Below are 22,574 nucleotides of genomic sequence, written 5' to 3'. Positions count from 1 at the left end.
CCCCATGCCCTCCTCCGCACCGTCCTCCTGGGACGAACCCGAAGGTCTCGCCGCGCGCGGCACGCTCGTCGTGCTCGCCGGGCGGGGCGAGCACGGCGGCGTGTACGAGCGGTTCGGCCGCCGTCTCGCCTTCGACGCCTACCGTGTCCGCGCCCTCGGCGACCCGACCGTCGACCCGTCGGTCCTCGACGCGGCGGCCAAGCTGCTCGCCGACGAGTCGCTGCCCGGCCCGAAGGTGTTGGTCGGCTCCGACACGGGTGCCCGGTACGCCGTACATCTCGCCGCCGAGCGGGCCACGGGCCTCGACGCGCTGATCCTCGCCGGGCTGCCCATCGGGCCCTGGGTGTCCGGGAGTTGGGAGACCGAGGCCGAGGCGCGGACCGCCTGCCCCACCCACCAGGGCCGTCTCACGAACGACCCCGACTTCCGCCGGGGCGCCCTCGACGAGAGCCCCGACGAACTGCCGGAGCTGCGCCTGGATCTCGTGGACCTCCCCGTGCTCGCCCTGCACGGCACGGACGACGCCGTCAGCCCGCTCGACGGGGCGCTCAACGCGTACGCGGGCCACCCCACCGTACGGACAGTGACCTTCAACGGCGGCCGGCACGACGTACTGAACGACGCCCTGCACCGCACGGCCGCCGCCACGGTGGTCCTCTTCCTCGAACGGCTTCGTCTGTCCGCCGAGCTGCCCGCGATCGCGGAGGGTTCGGTATGAGCACCGGCACGGACACGACGACGGACTTCGGGACGGGTACGGGCGGTGGGCGACCCGCGAACGTTCGCGTCACCACGGCCGTCGCCGAACTCGCCGCCCTGCTCCGCTCCGGGCGCCCGCCCGTACTGCTCGATGTGCGCTGGGCACTCGGCGACCCGCACGGCCGCGAGCACTACGCGGCCGGGCACATCCCGGGCGCGGTGTTCGTGGACCTCGACACCGAGCTGGCCGCACCGCCGAGTCCGGAGGGCGGGCGGCATCCGCTGCCCGGGCTCGCGGATCTGCAGGCCGCCGCGCGGCGTTGGGGCGTCGGGGAAGGTCGGCCGGTCGTCGTGTACGACGATCTGGGCAACACGGCGGCGGCGCGGGCATGGTGGCTGTTGCGGTTCGCCGGGGTGACCGATGTGACGCTGCTGGACGGGGCGTTGGGGGCGTGGCAGGCCGCCGGTCTGGAGCTGGCGTCGGGGGTGCCCACCGCTCCGGCGCCCGGGGATGTCGTCCTGCGGGCCGGTGGGCTGCCGGTGACCGATGCCGACGGGGCCGCCGAACTGGCCGTGTCGGGGCTGTTGTTGGACGCTCGGGCCGCCGAGCGGTACCGGGGTGAGGTCGAGCCGGTGGATCCGCGGGCCGGGCACATTCCGGGGGCGGTGTCGGCGCCGACCGGGGAGAACCTGACGGCCGAGGGGACGTTCCGGTCTGCCGAGGAGCTACGGGAACGGTTCGTGGCGAAGGGTGCGGGCGAGGCGGAGCGCATCGGCGTGTACTGCGGTTCCGGTGTCACCGCCGCCCATCAGATCGCCGCGCTCGCCCTCGCCGGATTCGAGGCGACACTCTTCCCCGGCTCCTGGTCCGCCTGGTCCGCCGATCCGGCCCGCCCGGCCGTGGAGGGAAGCCACCCATGACGACGAAATCCCTGGTGCTGCCCGAGCAGCCGACCCGCGCGGACACAGCGCCGGCGCCGGCCCGCGTCACCATCCGTGGCACCGCGAAGACCGCTCGCCGCTTCACCGTCCCGCGTGGTGTACGCCGCGCCTCCGGCCCTGTCGGTCTGGTCCTGCTCTGGTTCCTGACCTCGGCGACCGGAATACTCCCCGAGTCCGTCCTCGCCTCGCCCGTGGACGTCGCCCAGCAGGCCGTGGAGCTGACGAAGAGCGGCGAACTCCCGGATGCCATCGCCGCCTCGGGCCGGCGGGCCGCCACCGGATTCCTGATCGGGGCGACCGTCGCGCTGAGCCTTTCGCTGCTGGCCGGGCTGTTCCGGCTGGGCGAGGACGTCATCGACTCCTCGATGGGCATGTTCCGAGCCATCCCGTGGGTGGGTCTCATCCCGCTGTTCATCGTGTGGTTCGGCATCGAGGAGACACCCAAAATCGCACTGGTCGCACTGGGTGTGACATATCCGCTGTACTTCAACATCTACGGCGGGATCCGCTCGACGGACGCCCAACTCGTCGAGGCCGCACGGATGATGGGGCTCCGTCGGCTGGGGCTGATCACGTACGTGATCCTGCCGAGCGCACTGCCCGGGGCTCTCGTGGGGCTCCGGTACGCGCTGTCGACGGCCTGGCTGGCGCTGGTGTTCGCCGAGCAGATCAACGCGGACGCGGGGCTCGGATATCTGATGAGCAACGCCCAGCAGTACTTCCGCACGGACGTCATCGTGCTCTGCCTCGCCGTGTACGCGCTGCTCGGGCTGGCCTGCGACTTCGCCGTGCGTGTCCTGTCGCGCCGGTTGCTGACCTGGCGGGCCAACTTCGAAGGGGAGGCATGACCACCGTGTCCGAAACCGTCACCGCCGCGTCCAACAGCGTGGAGATACGCGGACTTTCGCGGGCCTTCGACGGTCACACCGTGTTGCACGCTCTCGATCTCGACATCCGGGAGGGCGAGTTCGTGGCCCTCCTCGGGCACAGCGGCTGCGGCAAGTCGACGTTGCTGCGGATCCTCGCCGGGCTGGACGAGGAGATCGGCGGCGAGGTGACCGTGCCGGCCAGGCGCAGTGCGGCCTTCCAGTCGCCGCGGCTGCTGCCCTGGCTGAAGGTGTGGCGCAATGTGGTTCTGGGTCTGCCGGGCCGGGCCGACCGGGCGGTGGCCGCGAAGGCGCTGGACGAGGTCGGTATCGCGGACCGCGCGACCGTGTGGCCGAAGACGCTCTCCGGCGGTCAGGCCCAGCGGGTCTCGCTGGCCCGCGCGCTCGTCCGCGAACCCGAACTTCTGCTGCTGGACGAGCCGTTCGGCGCTCTGGACGCCCTCACCAGGGGCAGGGTGCAGCAGCTGGTCGCCGAGCTGTGGCAGCGGCACGGCTGCGCGATCCTCCTGGTCACGCACGACGTGGAGGAGGCACTGCTGCTCGCCGACCGGGTGCTGGTGATGGACGAGGGCCGTATCGCCCACGAGCTGACCGTCGATCTGCCCCGGCCCCGTGATCTGACCGCCCCGGATTTCGTCTCCCTGCGCGCCCGCCTGTTGACCTGGCTCGGCGTCAACCGCTCCCTGGAAGGAACCCGCTCGTGACATCCCCAGCAGTACGCAGAATCGCGGCCGCCGCGCTGAGCCTCACCGCCCTGCTGGCACTGACCGGCTGCGGCGGAGACTCCTCGGCACAGGCTTCCGCCCCGGACGGCCAGGTGACGCTGACCATCGGCGACCAGGCCAAGACACTGCAGACCATCCTCGCGGCCTCGGGCGCGCTCAAGGGCGCCGACTACAAGGTGAAGTGGGCCGAGTTCGAGGGCGCGGCACCGCTCTACCAGGCCGTGCAGGCGAACGCAGCCGACACCACGTACTCGGCCGACCTGCCGGCCCTCCAGGCGCTCAGCGGCGGGGTGAAGTTCAAGACGGTCGCCGCGCTCAGGAACGACGGCCGGCATGTCGGGATCGTCGTCCGGGACGGGGCCGGCATCGACAGTGTCGAGGATCTGAAGGGCCAGAAGGTCGTGGTGTCCTCGGCCAAGGGCAGCATCTCGGAGTATCTGCTCGCCAACGTCCTCCAGCAGAACGGGCTGAAGTACTCCGACGTGAAGGTGCAGTACCTGCTGCCGACGGACGCGCAGGCCGCCTTCGCCTCCGGGAAGATCAAGGCGTGGGCGACCTTCGGCGTCTACCAGGCCGTCGGTCTGGAGCAGGGCGGCAAGCTGCTCGTCGACGGCGCCGACGACCGCGTCAGCGGTTACGGCTTCATCGGGGCCTCCGACCAGGCCCTCGCGGACTCCGGGAAGAAGGCCGCGCTCGGCGACTTCCTCAAGCGCCTCGGTACGGCCCTGAAATGGACCGACACGCACGAGGACGCGTACGCGAAGGCCATCGTGGAGCGCAACGGCGCCGACGAGTCGGTGGCGAAGACGCTCGCGTCGGCCGCGTACAGCCAGGTCCTGCCGATCGACACCGAGGTGACCAGGACGGTCCAGGGTGTCGCCGACCTGATGAACGGCATCGGCGTCCTCGAACCGAACGTCGACGTGGCCGGGTCCGCCGACACCACCGTCCTCAAGTGACCGCTCTCCGACGTCCTCAAGTGACTTTTCCCTGAAGGGAGTTCGCCATGCCCGTGGAATTCATCAGCGCCGTCCACACCGCCCCCGGTGTCAACGGGCCCGCGTCGAGCGCGCGTACCGGCTTCGACCCCGACTACGTGCGCAGGTACGCCCGCGCCCTGGACGACGGCGGCTTCGACCACACCCTGGTCGCCTACCACTCGGCGTCCCCGGACGCGCTCCAGCTGGCCCAGTTCGTGGCCACGCACACCGAGCGCGTCCGCCCGATCCTGGCCCACCGGCCGGGCGTCATCTTTCCCACGCACGCGGCCCGCGCTCTCGCGACCCTGGACCAGATCAGCGACGGCAGGCTGTCGCTGCACATCATCTCCGGGGGCAGTGACGAGGAGCAGCGGCGGGAGGGTGACTACCTCGACAAGGCGGAGCGGTACGAGCGTTCGGACGAATACATCCAGGTGCTCAGGAAGGTGTGGACGGCCGACGGGCCCGTCTCGCACGAGGGCAAGTACTTCCGGTTCGAGGGTTACCACTCCGATGTGAAGCCGGTGAACGGGCTGGTCCCGGTCTCGGTGGGCGGATCTTCGCAGGACGCCTACCGGGTGGGTGGGCAGCAGGGAGACATCTTCGGGCTGTGGGGCGAGCCGCTGAAGGAGACGGCGGAGCAGATCGCCGCCGTGAACACGGTCGCGGATGCCGCCGGGCGCCCCCATCCGCGTATCTGGGTGTCGTTCCGGCCGATCATCGCGCCGACCGAGGAGCTGGCCTGGGAGAAGGCGCACCGCACGCTGGGTGTGCTGAGGGCGGAGTCGGCCTCGTCGGACGCGTTCCGGCACTACCGGACCAGTGGGCGCCCGGCGAACGTCGGCTCGCAGCGTCTGCTGGACATCGCCGAGCGCGGGGAGGTGCACGACCGCTGCCTGTGGACCGCTCCGGCGGTCGCCACCAACGCGGCCGGGGCCTCGACCGCCCTCGTCGGCACCCCGGAGACGGTCGCCAAGGCGCTGCTCGACTACGTCGACATCGGCTGCGACCTGCTGTCGATCCGGGGCTACGACCCGCTGAACGACGCCATCGACTACGCCCGCCATGTCCTGCCGCTGGTCCGGCAGGAACTCGCCCACCGGGCCGCCACCGCCCGGGCCGCCTGACCTCCACCGGTCACCGACACCCTCATGGAGATCCCATGTTCCAGCGCACCCTGCGCACGTCCGCCGCCGCTCTGTTCCTGATGCTCACTGCGGCGTGCGGCTCCTCCGCCGAGGCCGAGTCCTCGTCGTCGTCCTCGTCCGATCTGTCGTCCGTGACCCTGAGAGTCGGCGCCACCGGCTGGAAGAACGAGGAGGCGATCCTCAAGTACGCGGGCCTCGACGACACTCCGTACGAGGTCAAGTGGAGTCTCTTCCAGGGCGGTGACCTGCAGCTTCAGGCGATCCGTGCCGGGGCCCTGGATCTGGCGTCCTCCAGTGAGATCCCGCCGGTCTTCGCGGCGGCCGACGGCGACCCGAACTTCAAGGTCGTCGCCGTGCAGCGCGCCGCCACGCTCAATCAGGAGGTCGTCGTCCCCAAGGGGTCGAAGGTCACCGACATCGCCGGCCTGAAGGGCAAGAAGGTCGGCTATGTACAGAACACCACCGCCCACTACTTCCTGTACGAACTACTGAAGCAGACGGGCCTGAAGTGGTCCGACATCGACGCCAAGCCGCTGCTGCCCAACGACGGCCTCGCCGCCCTCAACGGCGGCGGCATCGACGCCTTCGCCTCCTACGGCACGTCGGTCATCACCGCGCACCAGCAGGGCGCCACAAGGGTCGGCTCCGGCAAGGACATCCTGTCGGGCAACTTCCTGTGGTCGGCCAAGGAGAGCGTGCTGACGAGCCCCGCGCGGAAGGCGGCGGTCGCCGATCTGATCGCTCGGATCACGCGGGCGTACGCGTACGTCCGCGACGGGCACGAGGACGGCTTCGCGGAGATCACCGCCGAGGCCACGCACCAGCCCCTCGCCCAGGCGAAGAAGGATCTGCTCGACGCGCAGGCCCAGCGGCCGACGGCGGCCCGGACGGTCGGCGACGACACGATCGCCTCGCAGCAGAAGGTCGCCGACGCGTTCACCGAACTGGGCGAGCTGAAGGGGAAGTTGGACGTGAAGTCGTTCTGGACGACCGAACTGAACGCCGATCTGAAGAAGGTTCTGTGAGCAACCATCGACAGGTGATCCACCGTCTCGCCGAGCTGGCACCCGGGTACGACCGGGCCGGGCACTTCCCCGCCGAGTCCCTCCAGGTCGCGCATGCGGCCGGACTGCTCACGGCGACTGTCGGGGAGCGGTACGGCGGCCGGGGCGCGGGCTTGGAGGAGACGGCCCGCATCCTGCACGCGCTCGGGCAGGGCGATCCGTCCGTCGCGCTGATCTCGGCGATGACGCTCGTCGCGCACGCCCGCCAGGCCGCGCAGCCGCACTGGCCGGAGGAGTTGTACGGGCGGGTCCTCAAGGAGTCCGAGGAGCGGCCGGTGCTGATCAACCACGCTCGTGTGGAGCCCGAGTTGGGGTCCCCCGCCCGGGGCGGGCTCCCCGCGACACGTGCCCGGCGTACGGGCGACGGCTGGGCGGTCAGCGGCGTCAAGCGCTTCGTGACGGGTGCGGAGGGGCTGGGCTGGTTCCTGGTGTGGGCGACCACCGACGAGGCCGAGCCACGCGTGGGCACGTTCCTGGTGCCCGGCGGCTCGTGCGGCATTGAGATCGCCGGAAACTGGGACCAGTTGGGGTTGCGGGCCAGCGGCAGTCACGACGTGACGTTCCATGAGGTGGAGGTGCCGTACGAGCATGTCATCGGGCTCGCGCCGTACGGACCCGCCGCCGAGCAGGACAACCGGGCGGGCGCGGCGGTCCATCTCCCGCTGGCCGCGCTGTACCTGGGTGTGGCGCGGGCCGCGCAGGCGTTCTTCCACACGTTCGCCCACGAGCGGGTGCCCGCCAATCTCGGGCATCCGGTGGCCCGTACGGAACGCTTCCGGGCGGCCGCCGGGGAGATCGAGGTGCTGCTGACGGCGGCCGAGGAGCTGGTGTTCGGGGGTGCGGCGAAGGTCGACGCGGGCGACTCCTCGTACCCGCCCGAACAGGCCCTGGGAGCACGGGTGTTGGCGGACCGGCACGGAGTGCGGGCGGTGGAGCTGGCCGTGCGGCTGCTCGGCAATCCAGGGCTGGCGCGGGGCAATCCGCTGGAGCGTCACTTCCGGGACATCCAGTGCGCGCCGGTGCACGCGCCGCAGGCCGACATCGCGCTGTCGGCGATCGGGGCGAAGGCGCTGGGCCTGTGACGGCGGCGCCGGAGACGACCGTGTCGGCGCGGCTCCTCGGGCTGCTCGCCCGCGATCTGCCGCTCGACCGGCTCACCACCGACCCGGCCGCGCTCGCCGCGTACACCACCGACCGCTCCGGTGCCCGGCCGGTCGGGGGTCCGCTGGCCGTGGTGCACGCCCGGCGGACCGAGGACGTCACCGTGACCCTGCGGCATGCGCACGCCCTGCGGGTGCCGGTGGTGCCGCGCGGCGCCGGCACCGGCCTGTCGGGCGGGGCCGGCGCGGGCGAGGGATCGCTCGTCCTGGACCTCTGCGGGATGAACCGGATCCTGGAGCTGTCGGCGGACGACCAGCTCGCGGTCGTCGAACCCGGTGTGATCACCGCCGAGCTGGACCGGGCAGCGGGTGAGCACGGTCTGCGGTACGCGGGCGGGCTGCGCTGCGCCAAGTACGGGGTGACCCGGGACAGCGTGCTGGGTCTGGAGGCGGTGCTCGCGGACGGCACGGTGGTGCGCACGGGCCGCCGTACGGTCAAGGGGGTCACCGGCTACGACCTGACGGCCCTGCTCACCGGGTCGGAGGGCACTCTCGCGGTGATCACGTCGGCGACGCTGCGGCTGCGGCCCGTGCCGCTGGCGACGGCCACGCTCGCCGCGTACTTCGACACCTTCGAGGCGGCGGCCGAGGCCTCGTACGCGATCCAGCGGGCCGGTGTCGTGCCGGCGCTCGCGGAGCTGGTCGACGGGCCGGTGCTGCACGCGATCGATCCGGCGCTGCGGGAGCGGGGCGCGGCCCTGCTGGTGGTGCAGTGCGACGGGGTGGGGGCTGCCGTGGAGGCCGAGGCGGTCGCCCGGGTGGTCGCGCCGCTGGCGGCGACGGTGGAGACGACCTGCGACCGGGTCGAGGCGGAGTCCCTGCTGGCCGCGCGGCGACTGGCGCTGCCCGCGCTGGAGCGGCTGGGGCGGCCACTGATCGAGGACATCGTGGTGCCGCGCTCCCGTCTCGCGGAGGCGGTCCGGGAGATCCGCGCGATCTCCGTACGGCACGACGTGCCGGTGTTCACGATCGCGCACGCGGCCGACGGCAACCTCCACCCGATCGTCGTCGTGGACCCGGCGCTGCGGGAGCTGCCGGACGCCGCCTGGGAGGCGGCGGGCGAGATCTTCGCGCTGGCCCTGCGGCTGGGCGGCACGCTGACCGGGGAGCACGGGGTGGGGGTGCTGAAGCGGCAGTGGGTGGCCGAGGAGCTGGGGCCCGCCGCCCACGGGCTGCAGCGACGGATCAAGGAGGTGTTCGACCCGCACGGGATCCTCAACCCCGGCAAGGGGCTGTGAGGGCCGTGGGGGCCGTTCCCTCGTCCGTTGTTTCGTCCGTTGTCCTCGTCCGTTGTCCTCGTCCGTGTCCTCGTCCGTTGTTCGTGCGGGTCAGATCCCGTGTCCTCCCAGCAGGGTGCCCACGTCGTGGGCGTCGAGGGTGAGGCCGTGCGGGGAGCCCGCGTCGATGGTGAGGGACAGGTCGGCGTCGGCCGGCCACTGGGAGGCGAGAGCACCCAGGGGGACCAGACGGTAGCGCGACACATAGGGCAGGAGTTCGGCCATCGCGGGTTCCGACGTGAAGACCGGCACGATCTGTTCGCCGCCCGGCTGCTCCAGGACGGGCAGCGCCACGGCCGTCGGATCGCTCACGGCCGCCTCGTCGGCGTCGTCCGGCACGGGAATCAGCACGTCACTGTCGGCGAGCGTATTCAGCGCGGCCGTGTCGTGGGTGTCGAAGGCGAGCGCGGTCAGCGCGCGCTGGGCCGGTGTGGCGGCCTGGGGCGCGTGGTGGCCGTTGTCGGATATGTCCATGGAAGATCCCAGGTAGTGATGGAAAAGGCCGCCGGGACGGCGTCCGTCCCGGGCGCGTTTCCCTCGCGTACCCGACAGGGGCGCGGGCATTCCTGTGCCTGACCGATGCATGTGAGTTTCGCGGGGCTGAAGGGGATCAGGAGGGCGGGGATCGGGGGTCAGGGGATGAGGGCGATGTCGTCCGAGGGGTGGCCGAGGCGGTCGCGGCCGACGCGCCTGGCCAGGGGCTCGGCCATGTTCGCTCCGACGTGGGTCCAGGACGTGGCCGCGTCCCGGAAACAGCGCTGCATCCGCTCATAGCGCGGGGCGAAGAACACCACGAACGGGCCGGGTGGGTCGTCGGGCTTCTCGGGGGGCGACTCCTCGGTCTGTGACTGCCGTTCGAGCAGAGCGGGCCGCAGTGTCACGGCCCGCTCCACGAGTTCACGTTCGGTGAGGTCCGGTTCGGGAACGGCGATCACTGTGTCTCCGGACGTGTGGGGACGTCGGTGTGTGACACAGGTGCTTCAACTCCCGGCGGGGCCTCGGTGGACCCATCGGATGACGCCAAGTAGCGCTCACTTCAGGTACGGACCGTCGCCGCCGATCTTGCCGGGCCCGTTGAGCACGTACACCCGCAGATTGCCCTTGCCGGGTGCCCCGACGCTCAGCGTGCCGTTGGAGACGGCCTTCACGTCGCCGGTGACGGCGTCCCGGTAGGTGCCGTTCGGGATACCGGTGTAGGTGGCGCCGCCGGTGACGGTGACGAGGGCGAAGCTGTCGGTCGAACCACTGGTGTAGCGGCGTTTGAACGCCATCTGGCCACTGATGCCGTCGGTGGAGTACTGGCCCATCTGCAGGGCGGGGATCGCTCGGCGGATCTGGTTGAGTCGCTGAAGGTGCTTGACCAGCGGCTGGGACAGGGTGGTGGCGACCTGGCCGCTCGCCGAGTCGACCTTGCCGAAGTCGGGGGCGGTGACGGATCCGGTGAGATGGTCGCCGTAGTAGGCGCGTCCGGTTGTGGCGAGCGGGCACGTCGGCCCGCAGTCGATCTTCTGGCCCTTCTGGAACTCGATCTCCGAGCCGTAGTACAGCGTCGGGATGCCGCGGAAGGTCCACATCAGGGCCATGTTCTCGGCCCAGGCGTCGGTGCCGCCGCTGTAGCGGTTGCTCGACTTGTTGGGGCCGTAGTCGTGGCTGTCGACGTAGACCACGTTGTACGTGGCGTCGTTGACGCTGTCGTCGGAGTCCTTGCCGTTGCCGTAGGCGTTCTGCGCGTCGCCGAAGTTCATGTGCATGCGCATGTCGATGACGTTCATCCCGGAGAACCGGCTGTGGTCCGGTGTGTGATAGCTGTTCCCGTTCAGGAAGGCGTTGGTGGACGTCGGCTGGTTGCCGGTGCCGAGGCCGTTCTCGTAGTCGAACTGCTCGAGGGCCGCCTTCTCGTCGTCGGCGCTGTACTCCTTGCGCTCCTTCCAGGTGTAGAACTGCGCCGAGTGGTTGACCGAGCCCCGGTTCCACTTGTCGTTGACGAAGGCCGCCACCTCGCCGAAGACGAAGAAGTTCTTCGCGGCCTCCGCGCCGAACTTCTGGGTGACCCGTTCCTGGATGGCGGGCAGGAAGCGGCGGTTCCAGGTGACGCGCGGGATGTGGACGGCCGTGTCGAGGCGGAAGCCGTCGACGCCCATGTCGATGTACTTGTCGTAAGCGCCGATCAGGTAGTTCTGGACAGCCGTGTTCTCGGTGTTGAAGTCGGCGAGGTCCTCGTGCAGCCAGCAGGAGCGGGCGTCCTCGCCCTCCCAGTTCCCGATCCAGCACTGGTGGTAGTACACCTTGGGGAACATGCCCGAAGTGGGGCTCGGCCACTGACAGTTGTAGAGCGTGTACCCTTCGGCGCTCTTGCCGCCGGTGGGCTTGCCCCAGTTGACACAGGTGTTGCCGGTCGGCTCGGCCGTCGACCACATGTCGCCGTTGTAGTACGACTTCCCGGACTTGGGCTCGACGGTCAGGCCGTCGTACTCGAAGCCCTCGTTCCTCTCGTCGTAGTACCAGCTCCACTGGGAGTCCCGGACGCCGTACACCGTCGGTGCGAACAGGCCCTTGGCGCCCCAGCGGGAGCTGTGGTTGTAGACGACGTCCTGGTAGATCTTCATGCCCTTGGCGTGGGCCGCGTTGATCAGGTCCTGGTACGAGGCCCCGGCCGACTCCAGACGCGGATCCACCTCGTAGAAGTCGTAGCCGTGATAGCCGTGGTAGTCGTAGTCGGAGCGATTCAGGACCACCGGCGTGATCCACACCGCCGAGAGGCCGAGCGCCTTGATGTAGTCGAGTTTGTCGACCAGGCCCTTGAAGTCGCCCCGGAACATGGGGTCGCCGTTGGCCGCGTTGCCGGACTTGGTGTGCTGGCTGCCGCCCCGGTTGTTGGAGCCGTCGCCGTCGTAGAAGCGGGCGGTGAGGACGAAGTAGATGGGGTCCTTGCGGGGGTCGGTGCCGAGGGGGGTGCCGGAGGCGGGTTCGGGAGCCGTGTCGCCGGTGGTCGTCTTGGCTTCGGCGGAGGGGGCCGAGGTGTTGCCGGCGGCGTCCACCGCCTTCACCGTGTACGTGTAGGCGGTCTTCTCCTCAAGTCCCGTGTCGGAGAGGACTGTTGATCCGATGTCGGTGACGGTCGTGCCCTTGGTGCCGCCGGTGCGCGTGACCTGGTACTTGGTGACGCCCTTGTTGTCGGTCGAGGCGTCCCAGCTCACGACGATCGAGGTGTGGGTGGCGCTCGCGGTGACCTTGGTGGGGGCGGTCGGCGCCTCGGTGTCGGGTTCCTCCGCCGCACAGGGGTTCTTGGCGTCCTGGGTGACCGTGCGGTCCTTCACCGTCGTCGTACCGGTCGGGATCGTGTAGTCGGCGCTGTTGTTGTTGTCCCAGGTGCCGTTGCCGTTGTTGAAGGCCGCCTTGAGAGAGGTGGCCGTGCCGATGTCGAGGGTCTTCTTCCACCAGCCGGTGCAGGCGGATTCCATGCCCACGCCGGGCGCGGTCGTCCAGGAGCCGCCGGTGGGCGCGTAGTGGATGTTGGAGGTGGTCCAGCCGGTCGCCGCGGTCGAGTAGTAGACGGTCGCCTTGTTGCCCTCGACCGGGTCGGTGCCGGCGCAGGGGTCGCTGTGGGCGACGACCCCGTCCTTGACGGTGATACTGCCCGTGCCGAGGGCGTAGTTGGCGCCGCCGTTGTTGTCCCAGGTGCCGTTGCCGTTGTTGAAGGTGGCCGCCAGACCGGTGGCCGTGCCGAGGTCGACGGTCTTCTTCACCCAGTCCGTGCAGGCGGTCTCCATCCCGGTGCCGGGCACGGTGGTCCAGGAGCCGCCGTCGGGGGCGTAGTGGAGGTAGGTGGAGGACCAGTTCTTGGTCTTCGTGTAGTAGAAAACGGTCGCCGTGTTGGCCTCGGCGGCGGTCCGCTCCATGGGGGCAGAACTGGCTTCCGGGACTACCGCGAGCGTGCCGAGCAGGCCGGTCGCCACCAGGAACGCCATCGAGGGGCGTCGCAGCCGGTAGTGGGGTGTACGCCTCATGGGCGTCTCCGGTGCGGGCTCATGGCGCCTCCAATACGGGTCGGGATGTGGGGAGTTGACCGCAGGGCGATCTGCAAGAAGAACCGGCAATTTCCTGAAACTCCTTGCAGCGCGGAAGCTACAGGGACATGACAGCCACGTAAAGGGATCGCGCGGCGGATGAATCACCAAAGCGTCTCGGGGTGAAAATGAACCAGTGGTGGTGACCGGCGCCCACGCGCCCGCCAGGGCCCTGCGCCTAGCGTGGCCGTATGACCATGCAACCCTGGTTTCCCGCCGCCAAGCTGGGCATCTTCATCCACTACGGCATCTACGCCGTGGACGGGGTGCCGGAGTCCTGGTCCTTCTACTGGGGCGAGGTGACGCACGAGCAGTACATGAAACAGCTCGACGGCTTCACCGCGTCCGCGTACGACCCCGCGGCCTGGGCCGGGTTGTTCGCCCGGGTAGGTGCCAAGTACGCGGTGCTCACCGCACGCCACCACGACGGCGTCGCCCTGTGGGACACCGCCCAGGGCGACCTGAGCGTCGTCCGGCGCACCCCTGCGGGCCGGGATCTGATCGCCGGATACGTCGACGCGCTGCGCGAGCATGGCCTCAAGGTGGGCCTCTACTACTCGCACTCCGACTGGAACCACCCGGACTACGCCAGCATCCGCCACCCCGAGATCGACCAGTGGACGGACCAGCACCCGGGCGGCAACGACGCCAACCCCTACTCGCACGCCGCGCACGGCGAGGAGGACCCGGCGGCCTGGGACCGCTACCTCGCCTACCGGGACGGCCAGGTCGGCGAGCTGGCCGAGCGGTTCCGCCCCGATCTGCTGTGGTTCGACGGCGAGTGGGAGCGCACCGAACAGCAGTGGCGAATACGGGAGCTGGCCGAGCTGATCCTCGCGGAGAACCCGGACACCATTCTGAACGCCCGCATGCTCAGCCACGGCGACTACGCCACCCCGGAGCAGGGGGTGCCGCTCGAATCACCCGACGGGCCCTGGGAGTTGTGCCTGACCATCAACGACTCATGGGGTTTCCAGCACACGGACCACAACTACAAGTCGGTGCGGCAGCTGGTGCGTTACTTCGCCGAGACGATCGGCATGGGCGGCAATCTGCTGCTGGACGTCGGGCCGAGGGCGGACGGGACGATCCCCGCCGAGCAGGTCGAGCGGCTGGAAGGGCTCGGCGCGTGGATCGGGCGGCACTCCGAGGCCGTGTACGGGACGGTCGCCGGGCTGCCCGCCGGGCACCACTACGGCCCCAGCACCCTCTCCGCCGACCGGCGCACCCTGTATCTGACGTGCTTCGACGTGCCGCGCGAGTCCGTGGCGGTGCGGGGGCTGCGCAATCCCGTCAAGAAGGTCACCGTCCTCGGCACGGGCACCGAGCTGGGCCGTCGGGTGATCGGCGGCCTGGACGCCGTACCTGGCGTGACCTGGATCGACGCCCCCGAAGAGGCCGACCTCGACCCGTACGCGACCGTGCTCGCCCTGGAGCTGGACGGGGAGCTGGACCTCTACCGGGGTTCGGGCCGCGACTGACCGAGGACCTCGTCGACGGTCACGACCCGGACGAGCGGCCGGTACAGGTCCAGCACATGCAGGGCCTTGGCGTGCGACTCGTCGTCCGCTCCCGCGCAGGCGTCGGCGACCACCAGCACCTCGACGCCCGCGTCGGCAGCGGCAAGGGCGGTGGACAGCACACAGCAGTCGGTGCTGACCCCGGCCAGGACCAGCCGCCCGTCCGTTCCCAGGCGGGCGGCCAGCTCCGGGCCCCATTTGCCGAAGGTCGGGGCGTCGACCAAGTCCCTTGCCTCGTCGGCGAGTTCGTCGACCAGTTGCCACAGGCGTGCGTCGGGTGGCCGCAGCGCGAAGGGCGCCTGGTCGTAGTACGCCCGCCAGGCGCCCTCCGGCCGCGCCGGGGCGATGAAACGGGTGAACACCACCCGTTCGTCGAAGGCCGGCAGCAGATGTCGTACGCCTGCCGCGGCCTCGTCGAAGCGCGGGGCCGCCCAGGGGCTGTCGGGCTCGGCGAACACGCGTTGCATGTCGATGACGGCGAGCAGGCCCGGCGAGGCAAGCGTGTTCAAGCTCGTCCCTCCTGCGCCCGTACCCGCCTCCGCGACAGGAGCAGCGTGCCGAGGAAGCCGACCGCCAGGGCGAGCAGGACGCCCAGGTTGGCGTAGGCCCAGTCGCCGGTCTTGCCGCCGAGGCCGAGGGGGCCGAGCAGATAGCCCTGCCAGTCGAGCCAGCCCGCGGTGGAGTTGGTGACGAGGCCCCAGCCGAGGGCGGTGGCGGCGAGGGTGAGGAGGAGGGGGCCGGGCGGGATGTCGCCGTAGCGGCCGTTCGGGCGGAACAGGTCGGCCTCGGTGTAGTCACGGCGGCGCAGCATGAGGTCGGCGAGCATGACGCCGCACCAGGCGGCGATGGGGACACCGAGGGTGGTGAGGAAGCCGATGAAGGGGCCGAGGAAGTCGTCGGCGAAGAACACGATGTAGACGGCGCCCGCGATCATCAGCACACCGTCGACGAGTGCCGCCAGGGGGCGCGGTACGCGCAGACCGGCCGCGAGGAGGGCGAGGCCGGAGGAATAGATGTCGAGGACGGCGCCGCCGACCAGGCCGAACACGGCGACGGCGGCGAACGGGACCAGGAACCAGGTGGGCAGGAGCGTGGTCAGCGCGCCGATCGGGTCGAGGGCGATGGCTTCGTCGAGGTCGGCGGAGGAGCCCGCGAGGAGCAGACCGAAGACCAGCAGGAGCAGCGGGGCGAGCGAGGCGCCGAAGGTGGTCCAGCCGACGACGCCCCGGCCGGAGGAGTCGCGCGGCAGATAGCGGGAGTAGTCGGCCGCTGCGTTGACCCAGCCGAGGCCGAAGCCGGTCATCAGGAAGACGAGGGCGCCGATGAACTCCTGGGCGGAACCGGCCGGTACGGCGCTGACGGCGGACCAGTGGATGTGGTCGGCGACGAGCGCGACGTAGACGACCGTCAGCACTCCGGTGACCACGGTGACGACGGTCTGGAACCGCATGATCAGGTCGAAGCCCATCACGCCGACCACCACGACCAGTGAGGCGACCAGGACGAGGGCCATCACCTTGGTCCCGGTGCCGCCGCCCGTGCCGAGGCGGCGGAAGACGGTGGCGGTGGCCATGGTGGCGAGCGCGCACAGTACGGTCTCCCAGCCGACCGTGAGCAGCCAGGAGACGACCGCGGGCAGCCGGTTGCCGCGCACCCCGTACGCGGCGCGGCTGAGCACCATCGTCGGGGCCGAACCGCGTTTGCCGGCGACCGCGACGAAGCCGCAGAGCAGGAACGAGAAGACGATGCCGACGACTCCGGCGGCCAGGGCCTGCCGGAAGGAGATGCCGAAGCCGAGCGCGAAGGCACCGTAACTCATGCCGAGGATGGAGACGTTGGCGCCGAACCAGGGCCAGAAGAGGGTGCGTGGGGTGCCCTTGCGGTCGGCGTCGCCGATCACGTCCAGGCCGTGGGTCTCCACCTGGAGCGGTCGGACGGCGGCGCTGCCGTCGCGGGCGTCGGAGTCCGTCATCGTCGACCTGCCTGTCTGATCGCGGACCTGTCCGTCCGGTCATGCTGATCGCGTCGAGGGGAACCTAGGTGCGCCGGTCAGGGGCGTCAAGGTGGCACTCGTACGGGTGCGGAGAGCGGGCGCCCACATGTCGGGACCTACGTACAATCTTCGAGAATCGGCCGGAGGTTCGCGATCAGGAACCTCCGGATTGGCCCCGGGACGGTCTGGGGCCGGCTTCGGGGGGAATCGCATTGCCGTGGGACGTGGCTCCGCTGGTGAGCCGGGAGACCGAGCTGGCACGGCTCACCGAGGTGCTCGACGGGCTGACGGGGACCGGCCAAGGGGCGACGGCGACCGGCCACGCGCCGACTGTGACCGGCCACGCGCCCACGGTGAACGGCCACGGGTCGACGGTCGTCGATGTCACCGGCGCGGCGGGCATCGGCAAGAGCAGGCTGGTGTCGGAGTTCTGCGCGCGGGCGCGGGACCGGGGCATGACGGTGCTGCGCGGCCGGGCGACCGAGTACGAGCAGCATCTGCCCTACCAGCCCCTCGCCGACGCCCTCGCGGACCTCGACATCGAGACCGGGATACCCTCGCCGCTCGCCGAGGTCCACACCATGGACCGTTTCGCCCTGCAACGCGCGGCGGCGGCCTTCCTCGCCCGGATCGCGCGGACCGGCAACGGCCTCGTGGTGGCCCTCGACGACGTGCACTGGGCGGATCCGGCGTCCCTGGAACTGCTCGACCATCTCGTACGGCACCCGCCGCGGCGCGCCCCCGTGGTGATCGTGGTGGCGCGCCGCGAACGGCAGACCTCGCCCCGGCTCGCCGCCTCGCTCACCCGGGGCGTGGAGGCCGGGACGGTGCTGCGTCTCGAACTCGGCCCCCTGGACCGGAGCGCCTGTCTTGCGGCGCTCGCCCCCGACCGGCCGGCCGGTCTCGCCGCCGAGCTGTACACGGCCAGCGAGGGCAACCCCCTGTACTTCCTCGCACTGCTCCAAGCGGGCAGACCCGCGGGGCTCAGCTCGCTGCTCCTGGACGAGCTGACCCCGCTCACCGACAGCCAGCGCGGGACGGTCCAGGCCGTGGCCGTGCTCGGCGACCACGCGGCACCCGCGTTGGTGGCAGCCGTCACCGGCCGCCTCGAAAGCGAACTCGACGCGGACTTCCGGGAGTTGACCGCCCGTGATCTCGCGCGGCCGGGGCCCGACGGCCGCTGGGCACTGCGGCATCCAGTGCTGCGGGCCCTCGTCCACGACACCACCGATCCCACGCTGCGCACCCGTATGCACCATCTCGCGGCGGCCGAACTGGCCCGGGTCGGGGCGCCGGTCACCGAGCGGGCGCACCACGTCGAGCGGTCGCTGACCGGCTGGGACCCATACGCCGTGACCGTCCTCACCGAGGCCGCCCAGCAGGCCGCCGCGACCGCACCCGCGAGCAGCGCCCACTGGTTGGGCGTCGCCCTCACGCACCTGCCCGAGCGGCCGGCACACGGGGCGGCGCGCCGCGAGCTCATGCTGCGGCGGGCCGAGGCGCTCGGCGCCTGCGGCGGGCTGCGGGAGAGCCGGGACCTGCTGCACGAGGTGATCAGCCTGTCGCCGCCGGGCACCGACGACGGCGTACGTGCCTCGGCCGTCACCCTGTGCGCGGTCATGGAGCGCCACCTCGGCCGGTACGCGGAGGCCATAGCCCTGCTGCGCCGCGAACTGGCCCGGGGCGCCGACCTCTCCCCCGCCGAGACCATCCAACTCGGCCTGGAACTGGGCTCGTCCGCCCCGCACGCCAGCTCCTACCCGGACGTACGCGACGACGTGGCCCGCACCCTGGAGCTGGCCCGGTCGCTGGGCGACGAGGTCGCGGAGGCGGGCGCACTCGCCGTCACCGCGCTCGGGGAGGCGTACGAGGGCAACACGGTGATCGCCGCCGACGCCGCCGACCGGGCCGCCGCACTCATCGACTCCCTCACCGACCAGGATCTCGCAGGCCTGTGTGAACCGCTGGCCCGGCTCAGCTGGGCGGAGGCCTTTCTCGAACGGTACGCCGACGCCGAACGGCATGCCGAGCGCGGGCTCGCCGTCGCCCGCCGGGGCGGCCTGCTCTATGTGGTGCCGCATCTGCTGCTGTGCCGGTCCCACATCCAGGTCATGACGCTGCGGCTGGGGCCGGCCGTCGAACTCGCCGAGGAGGCGGAGACGATCGCCCGGGGCATCGGCAGCGACGAGTTGCTCGCCTTCGTGCTGGCGTCCAAGGCCCAGGCGCTGATCCCCGCGCTCCCGCCGGGCGACGGCGGTGCGTTGGCCGTCGCCGAGGAGGCCGTCGCGCGGGCCGGTTCCAGCACCCGCTGGTGGGCGTCCATCGCCTGGTGCATGCTCGGGTACGCCGCGCTCCACGCCGGTGATCCGGCGCGGGCCCGGGCCGCCGTGCTCCGGGCAGGCGGGGAGGACCTCAGCGGTCTGCAGCCGAGCATGCGGCCGCTGTTCATCGAGATCCTGGTCACCGCCGCCGTCGTCGCCGGGGACCACGACGAGGCCCGGCACTGGGCGGACCGCGCCCGCAAGGAGGCGGAGCGGCTCGGTCTCGTGGCGCAACGGGCGTCCGCGTTGCGCAGCCGGGCGCATGTGCCGCTGGCCGACGGTGATGTCGCGGCCGCGGCCGACCTGTTCGAACAGGCCGTCCAGGAGACGGCCCGGGGCGGGGGCCGGTTGTGGGAGGCGCAGACCCTGCTGATGGGCGCGCCCCTGACCGCGTCGGCGGGGCGCACGGCCCGCGCCCGCGCCATGTGGGAGCGCGCCCTGCGGCTGAGCACCGAGGGCGAAGCCCACCTGCTGGCCGGCCTCGCGGACGCGATCCGCCCGGCCGTCTTCGTCGAAACGGAGACGGCGGGCGGGGAGCCGGGTGCGGGCTCACCCGCGGGTGCGGGCTCACCCGCGGGTGCGGGTCCGGGCGCGGGTGTAGGTCCGGGTGCGGGTGTAGGTCCGGGTGCGGGTGTAGGTCCGGACGCAGGGCCGGGTGCGGGCGCAGGGCCGGGTGCGGGCGCAGGGCCGGGTGCGGGCGCAGGGCCGGGTGCGGGCGCAGGGCCGGGTGCGGGCGCAGGGCCGAATCCAGGCGCAGGTGCGGGTGTGGGCGCAGACGCTGGCACGCCGTCGCAGGAAGCGACCTCCGTGGAACTGGCCGTGCTGTCCCCGCGAGAGCGGGAGATCGCCGCCCTCGTCGCGAAGGGCCTGACCAGTCCCGCCATCGCCGAGCGGCTCTTCATCAGCCCGCGTACGGTAGAGACCCACCTATCCCGCATCTACCGCAAGACGGGCGTCACCTCGCGGGCCGCGCTGGCCGCTTTGCAGGTCCGTGGCGAACTGGGTGACGGCGGCGCGTAGTCATGGTGACGGTCCGGCCGGCTCTTCATGAGCGCCGGCGTCGGACCGGTAGCGCGAGGGTCGCCGGACGCAGGCCCGAGGATGTCGCGGTGAGGGTGAGGCGGCCCGGCCGCTTCGCCGGGCGGAGGATCACCAGGGCCTTGCCGTGCCAGGTCCAGCGGGCGGGTCGCTTGAAGCTGTCGACGTTGTGCGGGTTGCCGTTGCCGACGCCGACCGACGTCGCCGATGTCGACGTAGTTCCAGGACGGGTCGTCCGGCGAATGGGTGGAGCCGCCGCCCAGGGTGACGGGTCGGGTGGTGTCGAGGGTGCGCAGCAGCGCCGCCGGTTGGGCACCCCGGTGGCCGTTGGTCCGGTCGGTGATCTCGTTGCCCAGCGACCACATCACACGCTGGGGTGGTTGCGGTCCCTGAGGACCGTGCTCGTCAGGTCCTGCTCCCACCATGCGGCGAAGTGCACCGAGTGGTCGTCGGGGTTCTTTCCGGTGTCCCACACCTTGAAGAACTCGTCCATCACCAGCACGCCCAGTCGGTCGCAGGCGTCGAGCAGGGCCGGGGTCGGCGGGTTGTGGGCCGTACGGATCGAGTTGAAGCCGGCCTCCTTGAGGATCTCGACGCGGCGTTCCTCCGAGCGGTCGAGTGCGACGGCGCCCATCGGGCCGTGGTCGTGGTGGACGTTGCCGTCCACCACCTTGCCCGGCTCGCCGTAGAGCAGGAGGCCGGCCTCGCCGTTCCACGCCAGGGAGCGGATCCCGAAGGTGGTGGTCACCGCGTCGACGACCTCGCCGTCGACGAGTACCTCGGCGCGAGCGGTGTAGAGGTTCGGGGCGTCCATGGACCACAGCGCCGGCCGCTTGACCGGGAGGTCGAGCGCCGAGACGGCCGTCGCGCCCGGCTCGACGCTCCGCGCGGGCGCCCGGCGGACGGCCACGGTCCTTCCGCGCGGGTCGAGGACCGTCACACGCACGGCCGACGACGAGGGCCGCGCCCCGAGGTTCGCGACCGACACCTTCGGCGCGGGCGACCGACCGGCCGGTGCTCACCTCGGGTGTCGTCACGTGCACGCCGCAGAGGGGGCTGCGCACGGGGCCGGTCACCGTCAGCCACGCGTGCCGGTAGATCCCCGAGCCCGCGTACCAGCGGCTGCTGTTGCGGCCGCTGTTGTCGACGCGGACGGCGAGCACGTTCGCGCCCGTCGGATCGAGGTGCGGGGTCAGGCCGTAGGCGAAGGACGTGTAGCCGTCGGGATGGAATCCGAGGTGCTTCCCGTTCAGCCAGACGTCCGCGTTCTGGTACACCCCGTCGAACCGCAGCTCGATATGTGACCCGCCCGTCGGCCGACGGCCCCACCTCGAAGTCGTCATACGCCGTTGCGGTCGTCGTCATCCCTCTCACCCTCCACATGAATTCGGTATGTCGAACTTCAAGCAGAATGCTGAACTGGCATAGACATGACAGGAGTAGAGCGGTACGGCTGCGACGCCAGGGGTCGGGCGTGATGTCCACCCCCTCGGTGCGTCTCCTCCGAGCAGGGTGGTTAGCATATGAGCGCCGCCTAGCTCGAAAGATAAATCTGTGACTGTCAACGAGGACTCGTTCACCCAATGGAAGAACCGCGAGGAGATCGCGGAGTCGATGATCCCGATCATCGGGAAGCTGCACCGTGAGCGGGACGTGACGGTCCTGCTGCACAGCCGCTCCTTGGTGAACAAGTCGGTGGTCAGCATCCTGAAGACCCACCGATTCGCCCGCCAGATCGCCGGTGAGGAGCTCTCGGTCACCGACACCCTGCCGTTCCTGCAGGCCCTCACCACGCTCGACCTCGGACCCTCCCAGATCGACATCGGCATGCTCGCCGCGACCTACCGGGCCGACGACCGCGGTCTGTCGATCGCGGAGTTCACGGCCGAGGCCGTCGCCGGCGCCACGGGAGCCAACAAGATCGAGGGCGGCGAAGGACGTGACGTCGTCCTCTACGGCTTCGGCCGCATCGGCCGCCTCGTGGCCCGTCTGCTGATCGAGAAGGCCGGCTCGGGCAACGGTCTGCGGCTGCGCGCCATCGTCGTGCGCGGCGGCGGTGGGCGGGCCGCAGAGGACATCGTGAAGCGCGCCTCGCTGCTGCGCCGGGACTCCATCCACGGCCAGTTCCAGGGCACGATCACGGTCGACGAGGCGAACAGCACGATCAACGCCAACGGCAACGAGATCAAGGTGATCTACGCGGGCGACCCGTCCGAGGTCGACTACACCGAGTACGGCATCAAGAACGCCATCCTCATCGACAACACCGGCAAGTGGCGCGACCGTGAAGGCCTGTCGACGCACCTGCGTCCCGGCATCGACAAGGTCGTGCTGACCGCGCCCGGCAAGGGTGACGTCCCCAACATCGTGCACGGCGTGAACCACGACACGATCAAGCCGGACGAGCAGATCCTGTCCTGCGCGTCCTGCACCACCAACGCGATCGTGCCGCCGCTGAAGGCGATGGACGACGAGTTCGGGGTGCTGCGCGGTCACGTGGAGACCGTCCACTCGTTCACCAACGACCAGAACCTGCTGGACAACTACCACAAGGCCGACCGTCGGGGCCGCTCCGCGCCGCTCAACATGGTCATCACCGAGACGGGTGCCGCCTCGGCCGTCGCCAAGGCGCTGCCCGACCTGAAGGCGCCGATCACCGGCAGTTCGATCCGCGTCCCCGTCCCCGACGTCTCGATCGCGATCCTCAGCCTGCGCCTCGGCCGTGAGACCGACCGCGAGGAGGTCCTCGACTA

General features: G+C 70.9%; 19 protein-coding genes and 1 pseudogene. 12 read left to right on the top strand and 8 right to left on the bottom strand.

The genetic code is table 11. From position 1 onward, the window contains the following. Positions 1–4 precede the first annotated feature (4 nt). Genes ACFU53_RS28070 through ACFU53_RS28030 form a run of 9 tightly spaced genes read left to right on the top strand, consistent with a single transcriptional unit; the run spans position 5 to position 8,843 of the window. On the top strand, positions 5–718 hold the full coding sequence (locus tag ACFU53_RS28070) for an alpha/beta hydrolase (protein WP_383998087.1): 714 nt from the start codon (positions 5–7) through the stop codon (positions 716–718). Then, positions 715–1,620 carry a sulfurtransferase gene (locus ACFU53_RS28065; RefSeq protein WP_383998084.1) on the top strand — a complete coding sequence of 302 codons (906 nt, stop codon included), beginning with the start codon at positions 715–717 and terminating at the stop codon, positions 1,618–1,620. Before ACFU53_RS28070 ends, ACFU53_RS28065 begins: the two co-directional genes overlap by 4 nt. Next, entirely contained in the window at positions 1,617–2,489 is an 873-nt protein-coding gene (locus tag ACFU53_RS28060) for an ABC transporter permease (protein WP_383998081.1), read from the top strand. The genes ACFU53_RS28065 and ACFU53_RS28060 overlap by 4 nt, the downstream gene beginning before the upstream one ends. Next, complete coding sequence (locus ACFU53_RS28055; RefSeq protein ID WP_383998079.1) at positions 2,486–3,232, top strand: ABC transporter ATP-binding protein; 747 nt, start codon at positions 2,486–2,488, stop codon at positions 3,230–3,232. Before ACFU53_RS28060 ends, ACFU53_RS28055 begins: the two co-directional genes overlap by 4 nt. Then, positions 3,229–4,212: an ABC transporter substrate-binding protein gene (locus tag ACFU53_RS28050; protein WP_383998076.1), complete on the top strand. Its 984-nt coding sequence runs from the start codon at positions 3,229–3,231 to the stop codon at positions 4,210–4,212. Before ACFU53_RS28055 ends, ACFU53_RS28050 begins: the two co-directional genes overlap by 4 nt. Positions 4,213–4,259: 47 nt before the next feature. Next, on the top strand, positions 4,260–5,360 hold the full coding sequence (locus tag ACFU53_RS28045) for an LLM class flavin-dependent oxidoreductase (RefSeq protein ID WP_383998073.1): 1,101 nt from the start codon (positions 4,260–4,262) through the stop codon (positions 5,358–5,360). Positions 5,361–5,395: 35 nt separating this feature from the next. Beyond that, on the top strand, positions 5,396–6,406 hold the full coding sequence (locus ACFU53_RS28040; protein WP_383998070.1) for an ABC transporter substrate-binding protein: 1,011 nt from the start codon (positions 5,396–5,398) through the stop codon (positions 6,404–6,406). Then, positions 6,403–7,527, top strand: coding sequence for an acyl-CoA dehydrogenase family protein (locus ACFU53_RS28035; RefSeq protein ID WP_383998067.1), 1,125 nt, complete (start codon positions 6,403–6,405; stop codon positions 7,525–7,527). Before ACFU53_RS28040 ends, ACFU53_RS28035 begins: the two co-directional genes overlap by 4 nt. Then, the gene (locus tag ACFU53_RS28030) at positions 7,524–8,843 is read left to right on the top strand and encodes an FAD-binding oxidoreductase (RefSeq protein WP_383998064.1); all 1,320 of its coding nucleotides are present in this window, start codon (positions 7,524–7,526) and stop codon (positions 8,841–8,843) included. Before ACFU53_RS28035 ends, ACFU53_RS28030 begins: the two co-directional genes overlap by 4 nt. A 90-nt stretch (positions 8,844–8,933) precedes the next feature. Here the strand turns inward: ACFU53_RS28030 and ACFU53_RS28025 are convergent, their stop codons facing one another. The 3 genes from ACFU53_RS28025 to ACFU53_RS28015 all read right to left on the bottom strand — a co-directional run bounded on the left by ACFU53_RS28025 (position 8,934) and on the right by ACFU53_RS28015 (position 12,889). Continuing rightward, the gene (locus tag ACFU53_RS28025) at positions 8,934–9,356 is read right to left on the bottom strand and encodes an SseB family protein (protein ID WP_383998061.1); all 423 of its coding nucleotides are present in this window, start codon (positions 9,354–9,356) and stop codon (positions 8,934–8,936) included. Between the two features lie 158 nt (positions 9,357–9,514). Continuing rightward, positions 9,515–9,817, bottom strand: coding sequence for a hypothetical protein (locus tag ACFU53_RS28020; protein ID WP_383998058.1), 303 nt, complete (start codon positions 9,815–9,817; stop codon positions 9,515–9,517). A 96-nt stretch (positions 9,818–9,913) separates the two neighbouring features. Further along, positions 9,914–12,889, bottom strand: coding sequence for a carbohydrate binding domain-containing protein (locus ACFU53_RS28015; RefSeq protein ID WP_383998055.1), 2,976 nt, complete (start codon positions 12,887–12,889; stop codon positions 9,914–9,916). A 251-nt stretch (positions 12,890–13,140) separates the two neighbouring features. Here ACFU53_RS28015 and ACFU53_RS28010 point away from each other — a divergent pair, with 251 nt between their 5' ends. Then, the gene (locus ACFU53_RS28010; protein WP_383998053.1) at positions 13,141–14,430 is read left to right on the top strand and encodes an alpha-L-fucosidase; all 1,290 of its coding nucleotides are present in this window, start codon (positions 13,141–13,143) and stop codon (positions 14,428–14,430) included. On the opposite strand, the gene ACFU53_RS28005 is transcribed toward ACFU53_RS28010, so the two are convergent. Then, positions 14,406–14,978: a cysteine hydrolase family protein gene (locus ACFU53_RS28005; RefSeq protein ID WP_383998050.1), complete on the bottom strand. Its 573-nt coding sequence runs from the start codon at positions 14,976–14,978 to the stop codon at positions 14,406–14,408. The genes ACFU53_RS28010 and ACFU53_RS28005 overlap by 25 nt on opposite strands. Continuing rightward, positions 14,975–16,441 (bottom strand): purine-cytosine permease family protein, encoded by a 1,467-nt coding sequence (locus tag ACFU53_RS28000; RefSeq protein WP_383998047.1) that lies wholly within the window; start codon positions 16,439–16,441, stop codon positions 14,975–14,977. Before ACFU53_RS28000 ends, ACFU53_RS28005 begins: the two co-directional genes overlap by 4 nt. Positions 16,442–16,695: 254 nt before the next feature. On the opposite strand from ACFU53_RS28000, the gene ACFU53_RS27995 reads away from it, so the two are divergent. Continuing rightward, entirely contained in the window at positions 16,696–19,803 is a 3,108-nt protein-coding gene (locus tag ACFU53_RS27995; protein WP_383998111.1) for an AAA family ATPase, read from the top strand. A 25-nt stretch (positions 19,804–19,828) separates the two neighbouring features. Here ACFU53_RS27995 and ACFU53_RS27990 read toward each other — a convergent pair whose 3' ends face one another. The 3 genes and pseudogenes from ACFU53_RS27990 to ACFU53_RS27980 all read right to left on the bottom strand — a co-directional run. Next, positions 19,829–20,137, bottom strand: coding sequence for a hypothetical protein (locus ACFU53_RS27990; protein WP_383998044.1), 309 nt, complete (start codon positions 20,135–20,137; stop codon positions 19,829–19,831). Positions 20,138–20,185: 48 nt separating this feature from the next. Beyond that, positions 20,186–20,767: a glycoside hydrolase family 2 TIM barrel-domain containing protein gene (locus ACFU53_RS27985; RefSeq protein ID WP_383998041.1), complete on the bottom strand. Its 582-nt coding sequence runs from the start codon at positions 20,765–20,767 to the stop codon at positions 20,186–20,188. 190 nt (positions 20,768–20,957) lie between these two features. Next, a pseudogene (locus tag ACFU53_RS27980) lies at positions 20,958–21,164 on the bottom strand (sugar-binding domain-containing protein); the annotation flags it as partial. Between the two features lie 211 nt (positions 21,165–21,375). Here ACFU53_RS27980 and ACFU53_RS27975 point away from each other — a divergent pair. Continuing rightward, positions 21,376–22,574, top strand: a 1,199-nt coding sequence (locus ACFU53_RS27975; RefSeq protein ID WP_383998038.1) for a glyceraldehyde-3-phosphate dehydrogenase, incomplete at its 3' end; no start/stop codon positions are given.

Source organism: Streptomyces sp. NPDC057474 (assembly GCF_042802555.1).
GTDB lineage: Bacteria > Actinomycetota > Actinomycetes > Streptomycetales > Streptomycetaceae > Streptomyces.
Note: the sequence above shows the minus strand (reverse complement) of the source record. Positions and strands in the feature narration are given on the sequence as shown.

Bases quoted from the DNA above. Each gene is read 5' to 3' on its own strand.
- ACFU53_RS28070 (WP_383998087.1), top strand. From the start codon at position 5: ATGCCCTCCTCCGCACCGTCCTCCTGGGACGAACCCGAAGGTCTCGCC.
- ACFU53_RS28055 (WP_383998079.1), top strand. From the start codon at position 2,486: ATGACCACCGTGTCCGAAACCGTCACCGCCGCGTCCAACAGCGTGGAG.
- ACFU53_RS28025 (WP_383998061.1), bottom strand. From the start codon at position 9,356: ATGGACATATCCGACAACGGCCACCACGCGCCCCAGGCCGCCACACCG.
- ACFU53_RS28045 (WP_383998073.1), top strand. From the start codon at position 4,260: ATGCCCGTGGAATTCATCAGCGCCGTCCACACCGCCCCCGGTGTCAAC.
- ACFU53_RS28065 (WP_383998084.1), top strand. From the start codon at position 715: ATGAGCACCGGCACGGACACGACGACGGACTTCGGGACGGGTACGGGC.
- ACFU53_RS28010 (WP_383998053.1), top strand. From the start codon at position 13,141: ATGACCATGCAACCCTGGTTTCCCGCCGCCAAGCTGGGCATCTTCATC.
- ACFU53_RS28040 (WP_383998070.1), top strand. From the start codon at position 5,396: ATGTTCCAGCGCACCCTGCGCACGTCCGCCGCCGCTCTGTTCCTGATG.
- ACFU53_RS28015 (WP_383998055.1), bottom strand. From the start codon at position 12,889: ATGAGGCGTACACCCCACTACCGGCTGCGACGCCCCTCGATGGCGTTC.
- ACFU53_RS28060 (WP_383998081.1), top strand. From the start codon at position 1,617: ATGACGACGAAATCCCTGGTGCTGCCCGAGCAGCCGACCCGCGCGGAC.
- ACFU53_RS28000 (WP_383998047.1), bottom strand. From the start codon at position 16,441: ATGACGGACTCCGACGCCCGCGACGGCAGCGCCGCCGTCCGACCGCTC.